This is a genomic window from Brevundimonas vesicularis, from assembly GCF_032067225.1.
Taxonomy (GTDB): Bacteria; Pseudomonadota; Alphaproteobacteria; order Caulobacterales; family Caulobacteraceae; genus Brevundimonas; species Brevundimonas vesicularis_F.
Genome location: NZ_DAMBJX010000027.1, coordinates 5,832 through 25,742, shown reverse-complemented (window position 1 = coordinate 25,742; position 19,911 = coordinate 5,832). Strand labels below are relative to the sequence as shown.

General features: G+C 69.0%; 18 protein-coding genes. 12 read left to right on the top strand and 6 right to left on the bottom strand.

Annotated elements, in window-relative coordinates; genetic code table 11:
* On the bottom strand, positions 1–700 hold a 700-nt coding region (locus RT123_RS08800), incomplete at its 3' end, for a Plug domain-containing protein (protein ID WP_313008776.1).
* A 187-nt stretch (positions 701–887) separates the two neighbouring features.
* Here RT123_RS08800 and RT123_RS08795 point away from each other — a divergent pair.
* The gene (locus RT123_RS08795) at positions 888–1,799 is read left to right on the top strand and encodes a TraB/GumN family protein (protein ID WP_313008775.1); all 912 of its coding nucleotides are present in this window, start codon (positions 888–890) and stop codon (positions 1,797–1,799) included.
* 3 nt (positions 1,800–1,802) lie between these two features.
* Here RT123_RS08795 and RT123_RS08790 read toward each other — a convergent pair whose 3' ends face one another.
* Genes RT123_RS08790 through RT123_RS08770 form a run of 5 tightly spaced genes read right to left on the bottom strand, consistent with a single transcriptional unit; the run spans position 1,803 to position 6,440 of the window.
* Positions 1,803–2,090 carry a hypothetical protein gene (locus tag RT123_RS08790; protein WP_045809440.1) on the bottom strand — a complete coding sequence of 96 codons (288 nt, stop codon included), beginning with the start codon at positions 2,088–2,090 and terminating at the stop codon, positions 1,803–1,805.
* 59 nt (positions 2,091–2,149) lie between these two features.
* Positions 2,150–3,580, bottom strand: coding sequence for a metalloprotease TldD (gene tldD, locus RT123_RS08785; RefSeq protein WP_066552576.1), 1,431 nt, complete (start codon positions 3,578–3,580; stop codon positions 2,150–2,152).
* Between the two features lie 59 nt (positions 3,581–3,639).
* A complete protein-coding gene (locus RT123_RS08780; RefSeq protein ID WP_313008773.1) occupies positions 3,640–4,701 on the bottom strand; it encodes a hypothetical protein in 1,062 nt (353 codons plus the stop codon).
* A 42-nt stretch (positions 4,702–4,743) separates the two neighbouring features.
* Complete coding sequence (locus RT123_RS08775) at positions 4,744–5,511, bottom strand: ABC transporter permease (protein ID WP_055752804.1); 768 nt, start codon at positions 5,509–5,511, stop codon at positions 4,744–4,746.
* A complete protein-coding gene (locus RT123_RS08770; RefSeq protein ID WP_313008772.1) occupies positions 5,508–6,440 on the bottom strand; it encodes an ABC transporter ATP-binding protein in 933 nt (310 codons plus the stop codon). The genes RT123_RS08775 and RT123_RS08770 overlap by 4 nt, the downstream gene beginning before the upstream one ends.
* Before the next feature lie 164 nt (positions 6,441–6,604).
* Between RT123_RS08770 and RT123_RS08765 the strand changes: the two genes are divergently transcribed.
* The 11 genes from RT123_RS08765 to RT123_RS08715 all read left to right on the top strand — a co-directional run bounded on the left by RT123_RS08765 (position 6,605) and on the right by RT123_RS08715 (position 19,798).
* A complete protein-coding gene (locus RT123_RS08765; RefSeq protein WP_313008771.1) occupies positions 6,605–7,960 on the top strand; it encodes a hypothetical protein in 1,356 nt (451 codons plus the stop codon).
* 44 nt (positions 7,961–8,004) lie between these two features.
* The gene (gene ccmI / locus RT123_RS08760; protein ID WP_313008770.1) at positions 8,005–8,823 is read left to right on the top strand and encodes a c-type cytochrome biogenesis protein CcmI; all 819 of its coding nucleotides are present in this window, start codon (positions 8,005–8,007) and stop codon (positions 8,821–8,823) included.
* Positions 8,824–8,893: 70 nt separating this feature from the next.
* Positions 8,894–9,379: a cytochrome c maturation protein CcmE gene (ccmE, locus tag RT123_RS08755; RefSeq protein WP_066552566.1), complete on the top strand. Its 486-nt coding sequence runs from the start codon at positions 8,894–8,896 to the stop codon at positions 9,377–9,379.
* On the top strand, positions 9,376–11,364 hold the full coding sequence (locus tag RT123_RS08750) for a heme lyase CcmF/NrfE family subunit (protein ID WP_313008769.1): 1,989 nt from the start codon (positions 9,376–9,378) through the stop codon (positions 11,362–11,364). The genes ccmE and RT123_RS08750 overlap by 4 nt, the downstream gene beginning before the upstream one ends.
* Positions 11,361–11,867, top strand: coding sequence for a cytochrome c-type biogenesis protein (locus RT123_RS08745; RefSeq protein WP_313008768.1), 507 nt, complete (start codon positions 11,361–11,363; stop codon positions 11,865–11,867). The genes RT123_RS08750 and RT123_RS08745 overlap by 4 nt, the downstream gene beginning before the upstream one ends.
* A gap of 108 nt (positions 11,868–11,975) precedes the next feature.
* Positions 11,976–13,514 (top strand): Do family serine endopeptidase, encoded by a 1,539-nt coding sequence (locus RT123_RS08740; protein WP_313008767.1) that lies wholly within the window; start codon positions 11,976–11,978, stop codon positions 13,512–13,514.
* Positions 13,515–13,598: 84 nt separating this feature from the next.
* Positions 13,599–14,270, top strand: a complete 672-nt coding sequence (locus RT123_RS08735) for a response regulator transcription factor (protein WP_017504381.1) — start codon at positions 13,599–13,601, stop codon at positions 14,268–14,270.
* Between the two features lie 74 nt (positions 14,271–14,344).
* On the top strand, positions 14,345–14,749 hold the full coding sequence (locus RT123_RS08730; protein WP_313008766.1) for a DUF559 domain-containing protein: 405 nt from the start codon (positions 14,345–14,347) through the stop codon (positions 14,747–14,749).
* 3 nt (positions 14,750–14,752) lie between these two features.
* Positions 14,753–16,180, top strand: coding sequence for an ATP-binding protein (locus RT123_RS08725; RefSeq protein WP_055803341.1), 1,428 nt, complete (start codon positions 14,753–14,755; stop codon positions 16,178–16,180).
* Between the two features lie 4 nt (positions 16,181–16,184).
* The gene (locus RT123_RS08720; protein ID WP_313008764.1) at positions 16,185–19,109 is read left to right on the top strand and encodes a bifunctional [glutamine synthetase] adenylyltransferase/[glutamine synthetase]-adenylyl-L-tyrosine phosphorylase; all 2,925 of its coding nucleotides are present in this window, start codon (positions 16,185–16,187) and stop codon (positions 19,107–19,109) included.
* 47 nt (positions 19,110–19,156) lie between these two features.
* On the top strand, positions 19,157–19,798 hold the full coding sequence (locus RT123_RS08715) for an EF-hand domain-containing protein (RefSeq protein WP_313008763.1): 642 nt from the start codon (positions 19,157–19,159) through the stop codon (positions 19,796–19,798).
* Positions 19,799–19,911: the final 113 nt, after the last annotated feature.

The window sequence follows — 19,911 nt, the reverse complement described above, 5'->3', positions numbered from 1 at the left end:
AGTTGCCGCGAATACCCTGGCCGCCGCCCCAGCCGTCGTTCTCGTACCGCTCGTCGCGGATGACATCGCCGGCGGCGTTGCGACGGATCGACCGGCCGACGCCGTTGGAATCGCTGGAGCCCATGCCGTCCGACAGGGTCACGCCCCAGCTGCGATCGCCCTTGTTCTGAGTGAACTGATAGGAGCCGCCATAGATGTCATGGCCGCCTTCGAACAGCATGGCGTTCCAGGTCAGGATCGATTGGCGGCTGTCGGTCGTCTTCAGGATGACGTTCACGACGACGGAATAGCCCTGCATGTCGATGCCCGGCGCCCCGCCCCGGATCAGTTCGATGCGCTCGACCTGATTGGCCAGGGTCCGGCCCAGGACGTTCGAACCCGAATCATTCTTTGAGGCGGGACGGTTGTTGTTGATCAGCACATTGCCGACCGCCCCTTCGAAACCGCGCGCGCCCGATCCGTTGTCGATGGAGAAGCCGGGGACCCGGTTGACCATGTCGAGCGCCGTATTGGGGCGCTGGGCGGCGAAGAAGTCCGGCGTGAAGACCAGCACGCCGCGCTGGCTGGCGTCGGCCAGGGGCGCCTGGTTGGTCGGGCCGGTCGGCACGGGGGCCTCGGCGACTTGGGGCTTGTCGCCGGCGAATGCGGCGCCGGCGGTGAAAAGCAGGGCGGTGCTGGCCAGCAGCAGGGTCTTTGTCATTGGTCTTCCCCTCGGGTGTTGGCGAGAGGTGTGCCGATCCGGCGCGTTCATCTCCAGTTACAAGGCCGCAAGGTGGATTAAATCGACGACATCATTACAGCGATTTCATTACACCAGTGACTGTAATAAAGTTTACAGCGATGTAATGATCAGACGCTCATCTTCTCTAGTGCTTTTACTTGCAGCGATGGCCCTGACGACCGCGCCGGCCGTTGCGCAGGATGCGCCTTCGGACGCCGTCGAGGATATCGTCGTCACCGCCCGCCGGATCGAGGCGCCGATGTGGGAGGTGCGGCGCGGCGACAGCGTCCTGATCCTGGTCGGATCGATCGACGGTTTGCCCAGAAAGATGGAGTGGCGCACCGACGCTCTCATCTCGGCAGTTGATCGTGCGGACCGCGTTCTGTTTCCCGTCGAGGGGCGGGCCTCGCTGGCCGATGTGGGCCGGCTGATCTGGCGGTTTCGGACGCTGACCCGTTTGCCGAACGGGCGCACCAGCGCCGACTATCTGTCACCGGACCTTGAAGCCCGGGTCGAAAGCCTGACAGGCGAAGGCCCGACCCGCGACAGCATGCTGGTCCTGTCGGGCGATCTGATGGAACTGGGCGGTTACAACAGTGGAGGGCGTCCGGTGTCCGGCCTGGTCCGTCAGGCGACACGCGCCAACCGAACGCCCGCTGAACCCGTCGGCATCTTCAGGGGTGACGAGCTGATCGAAAAGGTTCTGACGACGCCGCCCGAGCGTTATCTCGACTGCATTAACGCGGCGGCGACGGCGGCGGAGGCCGGGGTCGAGGCGGGCGCGCAACGTGCGGAGAACTGGCGTCTGCGCCGGATCCCGGCGGTGCTGGACTCGCCCTTGGAAAGGGCGGCGACGGCCTGTTCCTACTGGTCGGTGATGGCCCAGGCGGACAATCTGCGTCGTATATGGAATACGGCGGTGGACAAGGCGCTGGCCGAAACCGGGGTCACCGTCGCTATCGCGCCCTTGCGGCTATTAGCCGAGCCGAACGGCGTATTGGATCGGCTGGAGGCGGAGGGGCTGGAACCGATCGGTCCCGAATGGCGCCCCTCCGCCCCCGCTCAATCGGCGCGCTAGAGCTTACTTGCGTTCCGGAACGGCGTCGCGGGCGGCTTCGCCGATGTTGTCGGCGGCGTTGCCGACGCTCTCGGCCGCGCCGGCGATGGCGTTGTCCTTCACCGCGTCGCTGCGGTTCATGTTCATCAGGAAGTAGCCGATCACCAGCACGGCCAGCAGGCCGACGATCAGGGCGACGATGGCGCCCATGCCGCTGCCGCGACGCTCGACGACCGTGGTGGGCGCCGCGCTGGTTTCAGTGATGCGTTCAACCCGGCCATCGGGATGTTGGACTTCGCGTTCAGTAGGCATGGTGTTTCCTCTCCAGTGTGGCGGGGAAACACCCTTTGCAGCGATACGGTTCCGCTCGCTCAGACGGCGGTGCCGCCGACCGTCAGGCCGCCGATCTTGAGGCTGGGCTGGCCGATGCCGACGGGCACGCCTTGTCCGGCCTTGCCGCAGACGCCGACGCCCGGATCGAAGGCGAAGTCGTCGCCGACCATCTGGATCTTGGTCAGGGCCGTGGCCCCGTCGCCGATCAAGGTCGCGCCGCGGACGGGTGCGGTGATCACGCCATCCTCGATCAGATAGGCCTCATTGCACTGGAATACGAACTTGCCGTTGGTGATGTCCACCTGGCCGCCCGAGAAGTTGGCGGCGTAGAGGCCGCGCTTCGTATTGGCGATCATGTCGGCCTTGGAATCCTTGCCCCCTTCCATGAAGGTGTTGGTCATGCGCGGCATCGGCATATGGGCGAAGGACTGGCGTCGGCCGTTGCCGGTCGCGGCGACGCCCAGCTGCCGCGCTGACAGCCGGTCGTGCATAAGCCCGACCATGATCCCGTCCTCGATCAGCACGGTGCGCGAGGTGGGCGTGCCCTCGTCATCGACCGACAGCGATCCACGCCGTCCGGCGATCGAGCCATCGTCCACCACGGTGACGCCGGGGGCGGCGACGCGCTGGCCCATCATGCCGTTGAAGACAGACGAGCCCTTACGGTGGAAGTCGCCCTCGAAGCCGTGGCCGATGGCCTCGTGCAGCAGCACGCCGGGCCAGCCGGCGCCCAGGACCACGTCCATCTCGCCCGCCGGACAGTCGACGGCGTCCAGATTGACCAGGGCCTGACGCAGGGCTTCGTCCACCTGGGCCTGCCAGCGTTCGGGCGCGACCCAGGCTTCGAACCCGGCCCGGCCGCCGGCGCCGGACGAGGCGCTCTCGCGCTTGCCGTTCTGTTCGACGGTGACGGAGACGTTCAGCCGGACGAGGGGGCGAACATCGCGCACCGCCCGTTCGTCTGCGCGCAGGATCTCGATGGCGCGACGTTCGCCGATCAGGGAGGCGGACACCTGAACCACGCGCGGATCGCGGGCGCGCGCCCAGGCGTCGATCTCGGCCAGCAAGGCGATCTTGTCGGAGAAGGCGGGCGAGGCGAGGGGATCGACCTCGCCATACAGTTTCTGATTGGTGGCGCGGGGGCCTTCGGCGACCCGGGCCTCATGCCCTTGTTTGGCCAGGGCGGCGCTGTCGGCGGCGCGACGCAGGGCGGCGGCCGAAATCTCGTTGGCGTGGGCGTACCCGGCGGTCTCGCCCGCCACGACCCTGAGGCCGAAGCCCTCGGTGGCGTCATAGGCGGCGGACTTCAGCCGACCGTCGTCGAAGACCAGGCTCTCGCTCTCGGACCGCTCCAGGAACAGTTCGCCGTCGTCGGCGCCGGCCAGGGCCGTCTTGAGGATCGACAGGGCTTCATCGGTATCGACGCCGGCGGCGTCGAGGATGGGCGGCGGGGAGGCGTGAACGGTCATGGCCTGTAGGTAGGGGCTGAAGGCCGTTTCGTCACCTGCCCGGCGCGCGAAACCGCCGATCAGTCCAGCGGCTGGGGCCGCGTCACCACCGGACCGTCGGGATCGCTGCTCGACGGGCGTGCCGCGGTCGGGGCGGGCGTCGGCGCCGTTGGCACGATCACCAGCGGCTCGGTCGTGACCGTCGGCGCCGGCGTTGACGGCGCCGGGGTGGCCGTCGTCGGCGCACGCGTCGTCGGTTGCGTCGTTGCGGCCGGCGCCTGGGGCTGGGTCTGCGTGCGGGGCGCGGCCGTCGTCGCGCGCGGCGTCGTCGTCGTTGCCGGCGCGAAAGCCGCCGTGGCGGGCGCCGTCGCCGTGGTCGTCGCGGCGGGCATCGGCTGTTCGGTCGCGCCGACGGGTGCGGCGTCGGCAGGAGTCGTATCGGCCGGCGGGACGGTTAGAGGCGTATCGGCGGCGATGGCGGGCGTGGACGCCGCCGGGGTCGAGGCGGGACGCATCGCGAACCACAGTCCGCCTCCGACGACCAGCAGGGCGACGACCCCGACTCCGACATAGAGCGGCAGGCGCGAGCTCTTGGCGCGCGCACGGGCGAAGCTGGGCGTGATCGGCGCAGCCGCAGGCGCGATGGCGGGTCTGGCCGCGACCGCTGGCGGGGCGGCGACAGGTTCGGACGCGACCGGCTTCGGCGCAGGGGCGGGCGTCGTCTCTGGCGCGGGAAGGGGCCGCACGGTCAGATCAGGTTGAGCGGCCGGCGCCGGCTGCGGCCTGGGCTGCGGCGGCGTTGGAGCCTGGGGTTGGGGCTGGGCTTGGGCCGGGCGCGCCGTCGGGATCAGCGAACCGCCTAGGATGCTTGCCCCCTGCGGACGAGGCGCGGGACGCGGCGCGAGATTGGCGGGCGTCGTCTGACCCTTGGCCGGCGCGACGCCAGAGGCCAGGCTCTGGGTGTGGATCGAGGCCTGCTGCTGTTGCGGCGTGGGCTTGCGAGGCGGCGGATTAGGAATGCGGTCCAGCGGATTGGGCGCGACCGGCACCGGCCCGACGTGGAAGGTCGTCGCGGGCATGCGCCCCCAGGTCACCGGCTTGCGGGCGAAGGGCTGGGGCGGGGTCTTCTGGTCGTCGGACATGGTCTTCTCAATCGCTGGCGATCTGGCCCGTTTCGTGACGGATCAGTTCTTGAGCCGGTAGCCGGTCTTGAACATCCACATGACGATGCCCAGGCAGACGGCGAAGAAGGCCAGGGTGGCGGCGACGCTGACGCCGATGGCCACATCCCCCTGACCATAGAAGGCCCAGCGGAAGCCCGAGATCAAATAGACCACAGGGTTGAACAGGGTCACCGTGCGCCAGCCGTCCGGCAGCATGTCGATGGAATAGAAGGCGCCGCCCAGGAAGGTCAGGGGCGTCACGACCAGCATCGGGATCATCTGAAGCTGCTCGAACCCATTGGCCCAGACCCCGATGATGAAGCCGAACAGGCTGAAGGTCACTGAAATCAGGATCAGGAAGGCCATCATCCAGACCGGATGCAGGATCTGCAGCGGCACGAAGAAGGCCGCCGTCGCCAGAATGATCAGGCCCAGCACCGCCGACTTGGTCGCCGCCGCGCCGACATAGGCCAGCACGATCTCCAGCGACGACACTGGCGCCGACAGGATTTCGTAGATCGTCCCCGTGAACTTGGGGAAGTAGATGCCGAACGACGCGTTGAAGATCGACTGTGTGAACAGGCTGAGCATGATTAGTCCCGGCACGATGAAGGCGCCGTAGGGCACGCCGTCCACCTGTTGCATCCGGCTGCCGATGGCGCCGCCGAAGACGACGAAATAAAGGGCCGTGGTGATCACCGGCGTGACCACGCTCTGCCACAGGGTGCGCAGCGCACGCGCCATCTCGAAGCGATAGATGGCCCAGACGCCGTATCCGTTGAAGGTCATGCCGCGGCTCCGTTCTGGTGGACCAGGCTGACGAAGATGTCTTCCAGCGAGCTCTGGCGGGTGTTCAAGTCCTTGAAGCCGATGTTCAGCGCCTCAAGCCGGCGGATCAGCGACGGCACGCCCGTATCGTCGGCGTTGGCGTCGAAACTGTATTCCAGCTCGCTGCCCTCGTTCTTCAGCGTCAGGTCCCAGTCGGACAGGTCGGCGGGCAGGGCGCCCAACGGCTCGATCAGGTTCAGCGTCAGGGTCTTCTTGCCCAGCTTCTTCATCAGGGCCGACTTCTCCTCGACCAGGATCAGCTCACCCTTCAGGATCACGCCCACCCGATCGGCCATCTCCTCGGCTTCTTCGATGTAGTGGGTGGTCAGGATGATGGTCACGCCGCGCTCGCGCAGCTTCCTGACCATCGCCCACATGTCGCGGCGCAGCTCGACGTCGACCCCGGCGGTCGGCTCGTCCAGGAACAGGATGTCCGGCTCGTGGCTCAGGGCCTTGGCGATCATCACCCGCCGCTTCATTCCGCCCGACAGCGTCATGATCTTGGCGTCGCGCTTGTCCCAAAGCGACAGGTCCTTCAGCACGCCCTCGACGAAGCCGGGGTTCGGCGCCTTGCCGAACAGGCCCCGACTGAAGGTGACGGTGGCCAGCACGGTCTCGAAGGCGTCGGTGGTCAGCTCCTGCGGCACCAGGCCGATCTTGGTGCGGGCGGCGCGGAAATCGGACTGGATGTCATGGCCGTCGGCGACCACCGTCCCGGTCGTGGGGGTGACGATGCCGCAGACGATGGAGATCAGCGTGGTCTTGCCCGCGCCGTTCGGGCCCAGCAGGGCGAAAATCTCGCCCTTGTTGATCGTCAGGTCGATGCGCTTCAGCGCCTGATGCCCCGACTTGTAGGTCTTGGTCAGGCCGTCGATCTCGATTACGGGCATGGGCTTTCCTTTCCGGCGCGCGCGGCGGCGCGGGCCGGGTGTGGCGGCAATATGGCGTGCCTGACGCCTGACTCAAGTGGCGGCGCCGCTCAAGAGACGCCAAGTCGTTGTTAACCCGATTGTCGCACGGTGCCGGCTTGAGTTGAGTTTTGGCAGGAGCTTTCGTGCCGTCCCTGTCCGCCGCCCACCACGCCGCTCTGACGGCGATCGTCGAGGCCTGTCCCGACGCATCGCTGGGAATGCTGGGCGCGGCCGTGGCAGCGTTGAAGGGCGACAAGGCGGCCGAACTGGCGAACATCGTCGCCACAGAGGCGCGCGATCGCGCCCGTCGCGGCACGGCGTTTGCGCCCCTGCTGCCACTGTTCCAGCCGCGCGCCGACGGCGTGCCCGCCCTGGTCTTTCCGGCTCAGGTCTTGAAACGGGTGTGGCGCCAGGCGGTGCAGGGCGAGGAGGACTTCGTGCCGCTGCTGGACAGGGCTGTGGCCGTGGACGGCGAATGGACCCTGGCCGCCGATCGGCTGTGCGCCAAGGCGGCCGCCGTGCTGCGCGACCGGCCGCGCGACGTCTGGCCGGAGTTTCAGCGCCCCGCCGACGACCAGCCGCCATCCACTCCGGTCGAACTGGCCGGCTGTTTCGACCTGACGCCTCTGGCCCGCAGCGCCTTGCCGCGCCTGCCCGTCTGGCTGGAACGCCCCGACGACAACCAGCTGGCGGGGCTGAGGCTGCTGATCCAGGACTGTTTGGCGATGTCGCCGGACGGCGGGCGGCGCATGATCGACATCCTGTTCGCCCATGTGGCGGACGCCGAGCGGATGCTGCGGGTCGTGACGCGGACCAGCCGCCTTGCCGACCGTGAAATCACCCTCAGCCATTCCGACATGGGCGTTTTCGTCGAGCGGCTGCTGACCTCCGTTCAGGCGCGGGTGCAGAAGATCGCCGCCGTGGTCCGTTCGTCGCTCGGCGAGACCGCGATGCTGGGCGTGGTGGACGACGTCAACTGGTGCGCGAGCGTGCTGGCCGAGATGGACCTCAGCCTGCAGGTGCGGCCCGACTCAAGCTGGGGCAAGGCGGCGCGGATGGCGCGAGTCCAGGTGTCGGGCCAGCTTTCGGGTCTGATGAAGTCCGCCTCCAGCGCCGTCCACGCCGCCCTGCCGATGAAGCGTCAGGTCATCACCGGACGCATGACGCGGATGTCGCCGTGGCTGGAGGCGCCGGCCGAGGGCGAACCGATCGAGGCTGCGGCGGCCTTGCTGGCGGCGGTGGCGGCCCTGCGCGGCGCGGCCGTCACCTTCGGCTGCGAAGCCGATCGCTCGGGACTGAAGGCCGACCTGACCGACTACCTCTCCACCTGGTCCGACGAGGCGCTGAACAGTCTGTCGGACGGCGAGGCCGAAAATCCGGACCACGTGCTGCGTCTGATCGGGGTCGCGGCGCGGTTCCTGACCGTGATCGAGGCGCTGGAGGCGGCGCGCGCGGTCAGGCGACGCGCAGCCTCAGCGGAAATGGCGCGGCTGGGCTGAAACGACGCCTCGCCCGACCTTCGCAGATGGGTTAGACGGCGAAGATGATCGTGTTCTGGATAATGACGGGACTGGCGGCGGCCCTGGCCGCCCTTCTGGTGCTGACCGGCGCGCGCCGCGGCGCCGATCCGGCGGCCGGAGCCGAAACCCAGGCCGGCTCGCGCGAAATCGAGGAACTGGATCGGTTGAAGGCGCGCGGCCTGCTGGACGAGGCGGCCTATGCGGGCGCGCGCGCCGAGGCGGGGCGGCGGCTTCTGGCCGTTTCGGCGACCACGACCCCGGTGGCCGGCGCCAGCGATCGGTTCTGGGTGCTGGGCGGGATCGGCGTGACCGTCGCGGGCGCGCTGGGTCTCTATGTCTTCACCGGCTCGCCCGGCCTGCCGGATCAGGCCTATGAGCGGCGCGTCGACGATTGGGCCGCCAATCTGGAACGGCTGGAGCCAGCGCAACTGGCGGCCGTGACCGCGCGGGTCGTTCAGGAACGGCCCAAGGATCGGCAGGCGCTGGCCATGCTGGGCGCGGCCCGGTTTGCCGCCGGCGATCCGCTGGGCGCCGCCTCCGCCTTTCGCCGCCTGATCGCCCTGGATCCCCGTGACGCCCAGGCCTGGGCGCGCCTGGGCGAAAGCTTGGTCGTCGCCAATGACAACCAGATCGGCGGCGACGCCGAGGCCGCCTTCCGCGAGGCCTTGAAACTGGATCCCGACCAACTCGGCGCGCGCTTCTTCCTAGGCGAGGCCGCGTTGCGGCGCGGCGACGCCGTCGAGGCCCGCACCCTGTGGACGCCCCTGATCGCCGCGCTCGACCCGGCCGATCCGCGCCGTCTGGATCTGGAACGGCGACTGCCGAAGGGCGGCGCGCAATGACGCGTTGGTCCTGCGCGACGACGGCGGTATATGCCGCCGGTCCGTCCCTGGAATCCGGAATGTCCATCGCATGAGCTGGCTGCCCAAATCGCCCAAGGCGCGTCGCCGCCTGTGGGTCGTCGCCGCCGTGGCGCCGATCCTGGCGCTGGCGGTCGGCCTGTCGTTATGGGCGATGCAGGACAGCGTGACCTTCTTCTATTCGCCGTCCGAGGCCACCGCCGACAAGGCGCCGGAGGGCCGCAACATCCGCCTGGGCGGTCTGGTCGAGGCCGGCAGCGTGCAAAAGACGGGCGACGGCGTTGTCGCCTTCGTCGTCACCGACAACGCCGCCACGACCCGCGTCGTCTATCACGGCGACCTGCCCGACCTGTTCCGCGAAGGGCAGGGGATCGTGGCGCAAGGGGCCTTCGGCGCCGACCGCACCTTCCACGCCAGCCAGGTTCTGGCCAAGCACGACGAGAATTATATGCCGCGCGAGGTCGCCGACCGTCTGAAGGAAAAGGGCGAGTGGCGGCCTGAGACGGCGCCGGCCGCGACCAAGTCCGTCCCCCTATGATCGCCGAGCTTGGGGCCTTCGCCTTGGCGCTGGCGCTGGCGCTGTCGATTCTGCAGACGGGGCTTTCGGCGGCCGGACGCGCGCGGCGCAGCCCGGTCCTGGCCGGGGCCGCCCAGGGCGCGGCTCTGACGGCTGCGGCGGCGGTCGCGCTCAGTTTCGCAGCCCTGATCTACGCCTTCGTCGTCTCCGACTTTTCGGTCTCCAACGTCGCGGCCAACAGCCACACCGACAAGCCGATGCTCTACAAGGTCGCCGGCGCCTGGGGCAGCCACGAGGGGTCGCTTCTGCTTTGGTGCCTGGTGCTGACGGTGTTCGGCGGGGCGCTGGCGCGGGCACGCGGCCTGCCGTTCGGGCTGAAGGCCTCGGCCGTGGCGGTGCAGGGCGCGCTGGGGTCGCTGTTCCTGGCCTTCGCCGTCTTCACCTCCAGCCCCTTCACCCGCCTGGACCCCGCGCCGTTACAGGGCGCGTCGCTGAACCCGCTGCTGCAGGACCCGGCCCTGGCCGTGCATCCGCCGCTGCTCTACGCCGGCTACGTCGGATTTTCGGTCTGTTTTTCCCTGGCCGTCGCGGCGTTGATCGAGGGACGGGCGCAGACCGCCTTCTGGCCCGCCTGGGGGCGCTGGGTCCGACCTTGGGCGCTGGCCAGCTGGGCCTTCCTGACCGTCGGCATCACCCTGGGTTCTTTCTGGGCCTATTATGAGCTGGGCTGGGGCGGCTGGTGGTTCTGGGACCCGGTCGAGAACGCCTCCTTCATGCCCTGGCTTGCGGGCGCGGCCCTGTTGCATAGCGCGGTCGTGACCGAGCGGCGCGGCGCGCTGGCCGGCTGGACCGTGTTTCTGGCCCTGCTGGCCTTCACCTTCTCGATGCTGGGCGCCTTTCTGGTGCGCTCGGGCGTCCTGACCAGCGTCCACGCCTTCGCCGTCGATCCCCAGCGCGGGCTGATGCTGCTGGCCATTCTCGGGATCACGGCCGGCGCCGCCTTCGCCCTGTTCGCCTGGCGCGCGCCGCAGCTGAAGGGCGGGGGGCTGTTCGCGCCGGTCAGCCGCGAGGGGGCGCTGGTGCTGAACAATCTGTTCCTGACGGCGGCGGCCGCGACCGTCTTGCTTGGCACCCTCTATCCGCTGATCCTGGAAGCGGCGTCCGGCGCGACCATCTCGGTCGGCCCGCCCTATTTCGCCGCCACCTTCACGCCGCTGATGATGGTCGCCTTCCTGATCTTGCCGGCCGGGCCGCTGCTGGCCTGGAAGCGCGGCGACCTGCCCGGCGCGATGCAGCGCCTGGCCGTCGCGGCGGGTCTGGCGATCGTCGGCGCCCTGGCGGCCTACGCCCTGTGGGAGCCCAGGAAGGCCTTCGCCGCAGCCGGGATCGGCCTGGGTCTGTGGCTGATCCTGGGATCGCTGTCGGAAGTCGCCGAACGCGCCCGCCTGTTCCGCGCCTCGATGGCCGAGACGGTGCGCCGACTGAAGGGGCTGCCGCTGGGCGCCTGGGGCATGACTCTGGCGCATTTGGGGCTGGGCGTCTTCGTCATGGGGGCGGTGGTCGAGACGGGCTTCAAGGCCGAGGCCGCCCGCGCCGTCTCGCTGGGCCAGAGCGTGTCCGCCGGCCCCTGGACCGTCACGCTTGACGACGTGCGCGTCGTCGAGGGGCCGAACTATCTGGCCGAGCAGGGCCGACTGACCGTGCGCGCCACGAACGATCAGGGCCGCGCCAGTACCGTCACGGCCGAGCGCCGCTTCTTCCCTGCCGGCGGCCAGACCACCACCGAGGTCGGGCTGGATTTCCGGGGCTTGGACGACGTCTATGTCGTGATCGGCGAACGCGCGGGCAGTCCCGAACAGCCGGCCTGGGTCGTGCGTCTGTACTGGAACCCCTGGGCGCGACTGATCTTCCTGGGGCCGATGATCATGGCGCTGGGCGGGGTGCTGTCACTGATGGATCGTCGGCTCAGGCTCGGGATCGGCGCGCGCCGACGCAAAACCGCATGAGGCGCCTGGCGATACTGACGGCCGCGCCGCTCGTGGCGCTGATGCTGACGGCGGCCGAGCCGCCCGCCGCACCCGACCGTCCCCTGGCCGATGCGACCCAGGAGGCCCGCGCCCAGGCGCTGTTCAAGGATGTGCGCTGCGTCGTCTGCCAGCACGAGGCCATCGCCGACAGCCCGGCCGGCGTCGCCGGCGACATGCGCCGTCTGATCCGCGAGGAGATCGCGGCCGGCGCGTCGGATCAGGCCGTGCGCGACGATCTGGTGCGGCGCTTCGGCGACTATGTGCTGTTCACCCCGCCGGTCCGGGCGGGGACCTGGCTGCTGTGGTTCGGCCCGTTCGCCTTGGTGCTACTGGCCGTCGCCGTTCTGGCCCTGCGCGCACGCCGTCGTCCGGTTGAGGCCGTCCCCCTCACGCCAGAAGAAGAACGCCGGCTGGACGAAGTTCTACGAAATGAGAAGCTTCGCCGCGATCCTGACGCAACCTCGCCTCACGACGGGCGCTAGTCGAGATCAACGATCGGCGGTCGGGATTGGCGCAAAGCCGGTTCGGCCTATATCAATCGCGAAACCGGCGCCCGTCTGGCGCTGGACAAGAGGATCGCAAGGACCACGATGCTGAAGCGCAAGGAGTTCATTCTCGGGGCCGCGGCCGGCCTGACCCTGGCGGCGGCGGCGACCGCCGGCGGCGTCATCAACTGGCCCGGCGCGCACGCGGAACCGCAGGCGGTGAACCGGATCACCCCGGTCCCGGCCAATGGCGACGCCTTCACGCCTCCGCCGGGCGCGCCGAGCAGCTTCGCGACCATCTTCGACCAGGTCTCGCCCGCCGTCGTTCAGATCGACGTGACGGTCAAGGTGGACCAGCCCCAGGGCGGCGCCTTCCAGATCCCCGGCCTGCCGTTCCAGTTCGTGCCGCCCCAAGGCCGTGGCGGTCAGGGCAATGACGAACCGCAGACGACTCAAGGTGCCGGTTCGGGCTTCTTCATCTCGCAGGACGGCTTTATCGTCACCAATAACCACGTCGTCGCCGACGCGACCGAGATCAAGGTCAAGATGTCGGACGGTCGCGAGCTGCCGGCCCGCCTGATCGGCCGCGATCCCGGCACCGACCTGGCGGTGATCAAGGTCGAGGGCAACGACTTCAAATATGTCAGCTTTGAAGAGACGGCCGAGCCGCGCGTAGGCGACTGGGTCATCGCCATCGGCAATCCCTTCGGCCTGGGCGGCACCGCCACGGCGGGCATCGTCTCGGCCAAGGCCCGCGACATCGATCCGTCGGGCTACAACGACTACATCCAGATCGACGCCGCCATCAACCGGGGCAACTCGGGCGGCCCGACGTTCGACATCCACGGCCGCGTCATCGGCGTGAACTCGGCCATCTATTCGCCCACGGGCGGCTCGGTCGGCATCGGCTTCGCCATTCCGGCGGACACCGCCAAGACCATCACCGAACGCCTGATGCGCGGTCAGTCGATCGAGCGCGGCTATGTGGGCCTGGGTCTTCGCACCCTCAGCCCCGACGGTTGGGAAGCTCTGGGCCAGCCCAAGGACTTCAAGGGCGCCCTGATCGAAAGCGTGACCGAGGACGGCCCGGCTTCGCGTGCCGGCGTCCAGATCGGCGACCTCCTGGTCGGCGTGAACGGCCAGGCAGTGGCGAACAGCCAGGAAGCCACCCGTCGGGTCGGCGCGGCCAAGCCGGGCGACACCATTCGCCTGGAAGTGATTCGTGACGGTCGTCGCCAGACCCTGAACGTGCGCTCAGGCACCCGTCCTTCGGAAGAGGAGCTCGCTGCGTCGGAAGAGGGCGGAAGCGCCAATCCGGGGCAGAGCCAGCCTAGTCAGGGCGACACGATCGAAGGACTCGCCGTCACCGCAATCACGCCGGCCGCGCGTTCGCGCTTTAGCCTGCCGGCCAGCGTCAACGGCGTCGTGATCACCAACGTCGAACAGGGTTCGGCTGCGGCGCGCCTCGGCTTCCAGCCGGGCTTCGTCATCACCCGCGCCAATGATCGCAACATCACGTCCGCCGCCGATCTGCGCGCAGCGGTGGCGGCGGCCAAACAGGCGGGTCGTCCCAGCATCCTGCTGTTCGTGCGCACGCCGCAGGGTACCAGCCCGGTGCCGTTGAAGTTCGCCGCCGGCGAATGATCGGCATTCTGACCAAGCCTTAACTCGTCAATCGCCGCCGATGCGCTACCATCGGCGGCGATTTTGATTCCGGGAGGGGTTTCGATGCGGATTCTGGTGGTCGAGGATGACGCCGAGGCGGCGACCGCCATGGTGCGGGGCCTGTCCGAAGCCGGACATGAGGTCACCCACGCCGTGGACGGCGCCTTTGGCCTGCTGGAGTCGCAAAAGGGCGGCTACGACGTCTATGTGGTGGACCGGATGATGCCGCGCCTGGACGGCGTCGGCATGGTCGAGACGGTGCGCAAGGGCGGCGATCAGACGCCGGTCCTGTTCTTATCGGCCCTGGGCGAGGTTGAGGACCGCGTCACGGGCCTAAAGGCCGGCGCCGACGACTATCTGGTCAAGCCCTACGCCTTCGCCGAACTGATCGCGCGGGTCGAGGCGTTGGCGCGTCGTCGCGAGACCGGCGGCGTCCAGACTGTTCTCAAAGTCGGCGACCTGGAAATGAACCTGATCGGCCGCACGGTGCATCGCGGCACGACAGAGATCGATCTTCAGCCGCGCGAGTTCCAGCTGCTGGAGTTCCTGATGCGCCATGCCGGCCAGTCGGTGACGCGCACCATGCTGCTGGAAAAGGTCTGGGAATACCATTTCGACCCTCAGACCAACGTCATCGACGTCCACATCAGCCGCCTGCGCTCCAAGATCGACAAGGGCTTCGACCGCGCCATGCTGCAGACCGTGCGCGGGGCCGGGTATCGGTTGGAGGCCTAAGCGGCGCACGGAATTCTCCCTCCCCCTCGGGGGAGGGTGGTCGCTTAGCGGCCGGGTGGGGAGGGCAAGGCGACATGGCGATCATCGCTAAAGCCCGCGCGATGCGTAAGGCGCTCACCCCATCGGAAGCGCGTCTTTGGGTCGCTTTACGCGAACTCAGACGCGACGATTTGCATTTTTGCCGACAGGCTCCCTTGCGCGGCTACTACCTCGACTTCTTTTGTTGGTCTCGGGGTGTGATTGTGGAAGTCGATGGCGGCTCTCATCTCAGTGAAGATCGCATGCGGCAGGATCGTGTGCGCGATGCTGTTTTGGCCAGGGAAGGGCTCCTGACCTTGAGGTATGACAATCTCATGGTGCGAGATCAGTTGGCTCACGTCGTCGAAGATGTGCGCGCGCGTTGCCTTGTCCGCCCCACCCGGTCACCGCTGCGCGGCGACCACCCTCCCCCGCGGGGGGAGGGAGAAGATATCTCCTGAGTCATGCGTCTTCCCTCCCTCCTTCGCCGCACGCCTTTCCGGCTGACACTGCTCTTCCTGGCGCTGTTCGTGGCGGCGGCGGGGGCGATCCTGGCCTATGTTTATTTCGCCTCGGCTTCGGAGGCCCAAGGTCGGGCCAAGGCGGATGTGGAGATCGAGCTGGGCGCCCTGACAGCGATCCACCGCACGCGCGGCATCGACGCCCTGAACCAGGCCTTGGTCGAACGCTCCATCCGGGGCGGGCCGTATCTGTATTTGCTGACCGACAAGGCCGGAAAGACGATCACCGGCAACATCACCGAATCCCCGATCGACATCGACCTCAGCCTGCCGGCCGGCGCCAGCGACTGGGAGACCTTCCGCCTGACCGACACGGACGCCCAAGGCAAGGTCCAGCGGCGTCGCTCCATCGGGGTGATCACCACCCTGGCCGGCGGCGAACATCTGTTCGTCGGTCAGGACATCGGCGACATCGAGGCCTATCTGGCGCGGCTGACCCAGGCCCTGTGGGGCGCCATGGCTCTGGTCATGCTGCTGGGCCTGGCGGGTGGTCTCTATATCAGCCGGCGGGTCGAAAACGCCATGGCCGGGCTGAACCGGGTCGTTCAGTCGGTGCAGGACGGCGACCTCAAGGTCCGTGCGCCCGTGCGCCACACCGGCGACGAACTGGATGAGCTGGGCCAGGGGCTGAACACCATGCTGGATCGGCTGGAGGCGTCCATGTCTTCCATCCGCCACGCCGGCGACGCCATCGCCCACGACCTGCGCTCGCCTCTGACGCGGATGCGGGCCAAGCTGGAGGTGGCCTTGATCGATGCCGAAGCCGGCAAGATCGACGGGGTCGACGCCCTGGGCATCGCCCTGGATGAGGCCGACCATCTGCTGAAGACGTTCAACACCGTCCTGGCCATCGCGCGGCTGCAGGCGGGCGGGGCGCCGGATCCAAAGGTGATGGATGCCGCCGATCTGGCCGCCGACATGGCCGAGCTTTACGAGCCGGCGGCCGAGGACAAGGACATCGACTTTTCTTCTGAAGTCGAGCGCGGCCTGATGATCGAGGGCAACCAGCCCTTCCTCGCCCAGGCCCTGGCCAACCTGATCGACAACGCCATCAAATACACCCCCGCCGGCGGGGCGGTGAAGCTGCGCGCGCGCCGGCGCTCGTCGGGCGAGATCGAATATTCCGTCACCGACACCGGGCCGGGCGTGCCGGAAGAGGACCGCGAGCGGGTGGTCCAGCGGTTCGTGCGCCTGGACAACAGCCGCACCGAACCCGGATCGGGCCTGGGGCTTTCGTTGGTCACCGCCGTCGCCGAGGCGCACGGCGGTCGGGTGGTGCTGGACGAGGGCCCAGGCGCCTATGGCGACTTCGGACCGGGGCTGCGGGTGGCGCTGGTGCTGCCGCCGGCCTCGACCGGGATGAGCGGATGATGTGATGGCCCATCCAGAAACCTCGATCCCGCTGGCCTCCAGCCTCACGCCCGCCGGTCCGGTCACAAACATCGCCGCCGCCGACCGTCTGCACGAAACCCTGATCCAAGCCGCCGACGCCGACGGCTGGCGCGAGACTCTGGACGCCGCCTGGCCCGCCCTGGCGCTTGTCGCCGGCGCCTCGGCCTATCTCGCCGGTCTGATGCGCCGTCGCCCCGCCCATCTGCGAAGCCTGCTGGAAGCCGATCCAGCCGAGGCGCTGGAGCGGATCATTCGTGACACGGACGCGCTGGACGCCGAGCCGGACGCAGTGCGCGCCCCGCTGCGCGTGCTGAAGGCCGACCTGCACCTGCTGACCGCTCTGGCCGATCTGGGCGGGGTTTGGGATCTGGACCAGGTCACCGACGCCCTGTCCCGGTTCGCCGACGCCTCTTGCCGCGCCGCCCTGCGCGCGGTCGCCGCTGAACAGAGGGCGCGCGGCCGGCTGATCTCGCCGCCCGGCGATCCGCGCGGCCCCATTCCCGGCCTGTTCGGCCTGGCCATGGGCAAGCATGGCGCCAACGAACTGAACTATTCGTCCGACATCGACATCTCCCTCTTCTTCGAGCCGCGCCTGATGGGGCTGGCCCTGCGCGAGGGTGAGGAGATGCAGGACTTCGCCAATCGCGTCGGCAAGGGGATCGCCACCCTGCTGACCGAGCGGACGGGCGACGGCTACGTCTTCCGTGTCGATCTGCGGCTGCGGCCCGATCCGTCCTCGACCCCGCCGGTCGTCGCCGGGCCGATGGCCCTGGCCTATTATGAGAGCGTCGGCCAGAACTGGGAGCGGGCGGCCTTCATCAAGGCGCGGCCGGTGCTGGGCGACATGCGCGCGGCGGGTCGGTTCCTGAAGGCCATGATCCCCTTCATCTGGCGCCGCAGCCTGGACTACGCGGCCGTGCTCGACATCCAGTCGATCAAGAAACAGATCCACGTCCACAAGACGGGCGAGGGGCTGCAGGCCGCCGGGGCCAATCTGAAGCTGGGTCGCGGCGGCATCCGCGAGATCGAATTCTACGCCCAGACCCAGCAGCTGATCCTGGGCGGCCGCGATCCGGCTTTGCGCAAACAGCGCACGCTGGAGGCGCTGAAGGCCCTGGCCGACGCGCGCCATGTGCCCCACGCGGTCTGCGAGGAACTGTCCGCCGCCTATGTCGAGCTGCGCGGGCTGGAGCACCGCGTGCAGATGCTCGACGACGAGCAGACCCACCGCCTGCCCGAGGATGCCGAGCGCCGCGCCGCCGTCGCAGCCCTGGCCGGTTCGAACGATCTGGCCGCCTTCGACGCCCGGGTCGAAGCCCTGCTGGCGCGGGTCAACGCCCGCTACGGCGAACTGTTCGAGGGCGGCGAAGATCTGGACTCCAGCTACGGCAGCCTGGTCTTCACCGGGGTTGAGAACGATCCCGAGACGCTGGAAACCCTGCGTCGCATGGGCTTTTCCGAGGCGCCCTCTGTCGCCGACACAATCCGCAGCTGGCATCACGGCCGCATTCCTGCGACGCGCACGGCGCGGGGCCGCGAACTGTTCACCCGCCTGGCGCCGCGCCTGCTGGAGGCCCTGGCCCGATCCGGTGCGCCGGACGAGGCGTTCCGGCGTTTCGCGGTCTTCTTCTCCGGCCTGGCGGCGGGCGTGCAGGTCCAGGCCCTGTTCCTGAACCAGCCCAAACTGTTCGAGATGGTGCTGGGCGTCATGGCCTTCGCACCGCGTCTGGCGCGCACCCTGGGCCGGCAACCGGCGGCGCTGGACGGGGTGCTGGACGCCCGCTTCCTGGTCGATCTGTCCGAAGAGACCGGCTTGACCGAACAGATGCTGCGCGAGGCGGGCGAGACCGAAGATTTCGAAGGGGCCATGAATGCCGTGCGCCGCCTGCACCGCGAGCAGATGTTTCGTATCGGCATCCACGCCCTGACCGGCCGGGCGGGGGCCGAGGCGGCGGGCCGCGCCTACGCCGCCCTGGCCGACGCCGCCATGCGCACCTTGTCGCCGGCGGCGCTGGCCGAGACCCAACGGTTGGGCGGCGCCTTCCCCGGCGCGGTCGCCGTGGTCGCCTTGGGCAAGGCCGGCTCGCGCGAGATGACGGCCGGATCGGACCTGGATCTGATGACTCTGTACGAGGCGCCGCCCGAGGCGACGTCCGAGATCAAGGGTTGGACCGCCGACGTCTTCTACGCCCGCTTCACCCAGCGGCTGATTGCGGCCCTGTCGGCGCATACGGCGGAAGGCGGCCTCTATGAGGTGGACATGCGCCTGCGCCCCACCGGCTCCAAGGGGCCGGTTTCGGTGAGGTTGAAGGCGTTCGACGCCTATTACGCCAAGGAGGCGGAGACCTGGGAGTTCATGGTCCTGACTCGCGCTCGCGTGGTCTGGGCCAGCGATCCCAAGTTCGGCGCCCAGGTTTCGGCCGCTATCGAGGCCGCCCTGCGTCGCCCGCGTCCCGGCGTTGATGTCGCCGCCGACATCCGAAAGATGCGCGCCCTGATGGATCGCGAGCGTCGCCCGCACGGCTTCTGGGATCTGAAGCTGTCGCCGGGCGGGCAGGTGGACGCCGAGTTCGCGGCCCAGTTCCGCCAGCTTCAGGCCGCCGCCATCGGCGAGCCTTTGACCCTGTCAACGCTTGAGGCCCTGCACGATGACCCGGTCCTGGCCGAGGCCTGGCGCGTGCAGCAGCGGCTGGCTCATCTCCTGGCCGCCGCCTTCGAGGGGCGGGTCGATCCGGAGGGCGAACCCGGCGTCTTCCAGCTGCGCCTGGCCGAGGCTGCCGGCGCGCCGGACTTCGACACGCTGAAGACCGAGCTGACCGACCTGCGCGCGCGGGCGCGAAAGGCCTTCGAGCGGGCGGTTCCAGCAGGCCGCGACGGAGAATCCGCAACGCCGCGTTCAATCTCCTGACAGGGCAATGTCAAAGGGCGCCAAACGCGCCCGTGGAGATGATCGAGATGAGAAAGACCTTTCTGACCGGCCTGGGCGTCATCGCTCTGGCCGCCGCCGGCGGCGCCGCGACCGCACAGGTTCCCCCGGCCCCCGCCGCCGGCGCCCCCGCTCCGCATCATGCGCGCGAGGATGCGAACCGCCAGATTACCCGCGCCGAGTTCGTCGATGCGCGCATCGCGCGTCTGACCGCGCTCGATACGAACCGCGACGGCGTTGTCAGCCCAGAAGAGCGCGCCGCCGCCATGCAGGCCCGTCGCGCCGAACGCGCGGGCGACCGGTTCGCCAAGCTGGACGCGAACGGCGACGGCTCCATCAGCCGCGCCGAGTTCGACGCCGGCCATGCCGCACGCCCGGATCGCGGTCCGCGCGCCGAACGCGCCGGTCATCGTGAGGGTCGTCGCGGCGGCGCGCATCACGCCATGCGCGGACAAGGCCGCGAACGCGGGCCGGTGGTGATCGCCGAAGCCTCCGCCAAGCTGGGCGAGCGTTTCGATAAGTTGGACGCGGATCGCGACGGCGTGATCTCCGCCGACGAGCGCCGGGCGGCCATGTCCGCTCAACGCGCGGATCGCGAGGAACGCCGCGCGGCCCGCCAGGCTCAGCGTCCGGCGCAACAACCCGCTTCCCCCGTCCCGGCTTCGGAGTAAGACGGTGTCGGGGTCGGCCGTCGTGAACGCACCGGTCCCTTTCGTCAGCAGCGGAAGAGGCAGGTTTGGTCGCGATCGTCGACCCCGACGAGGATTTGGTGCGACGCGTGGGG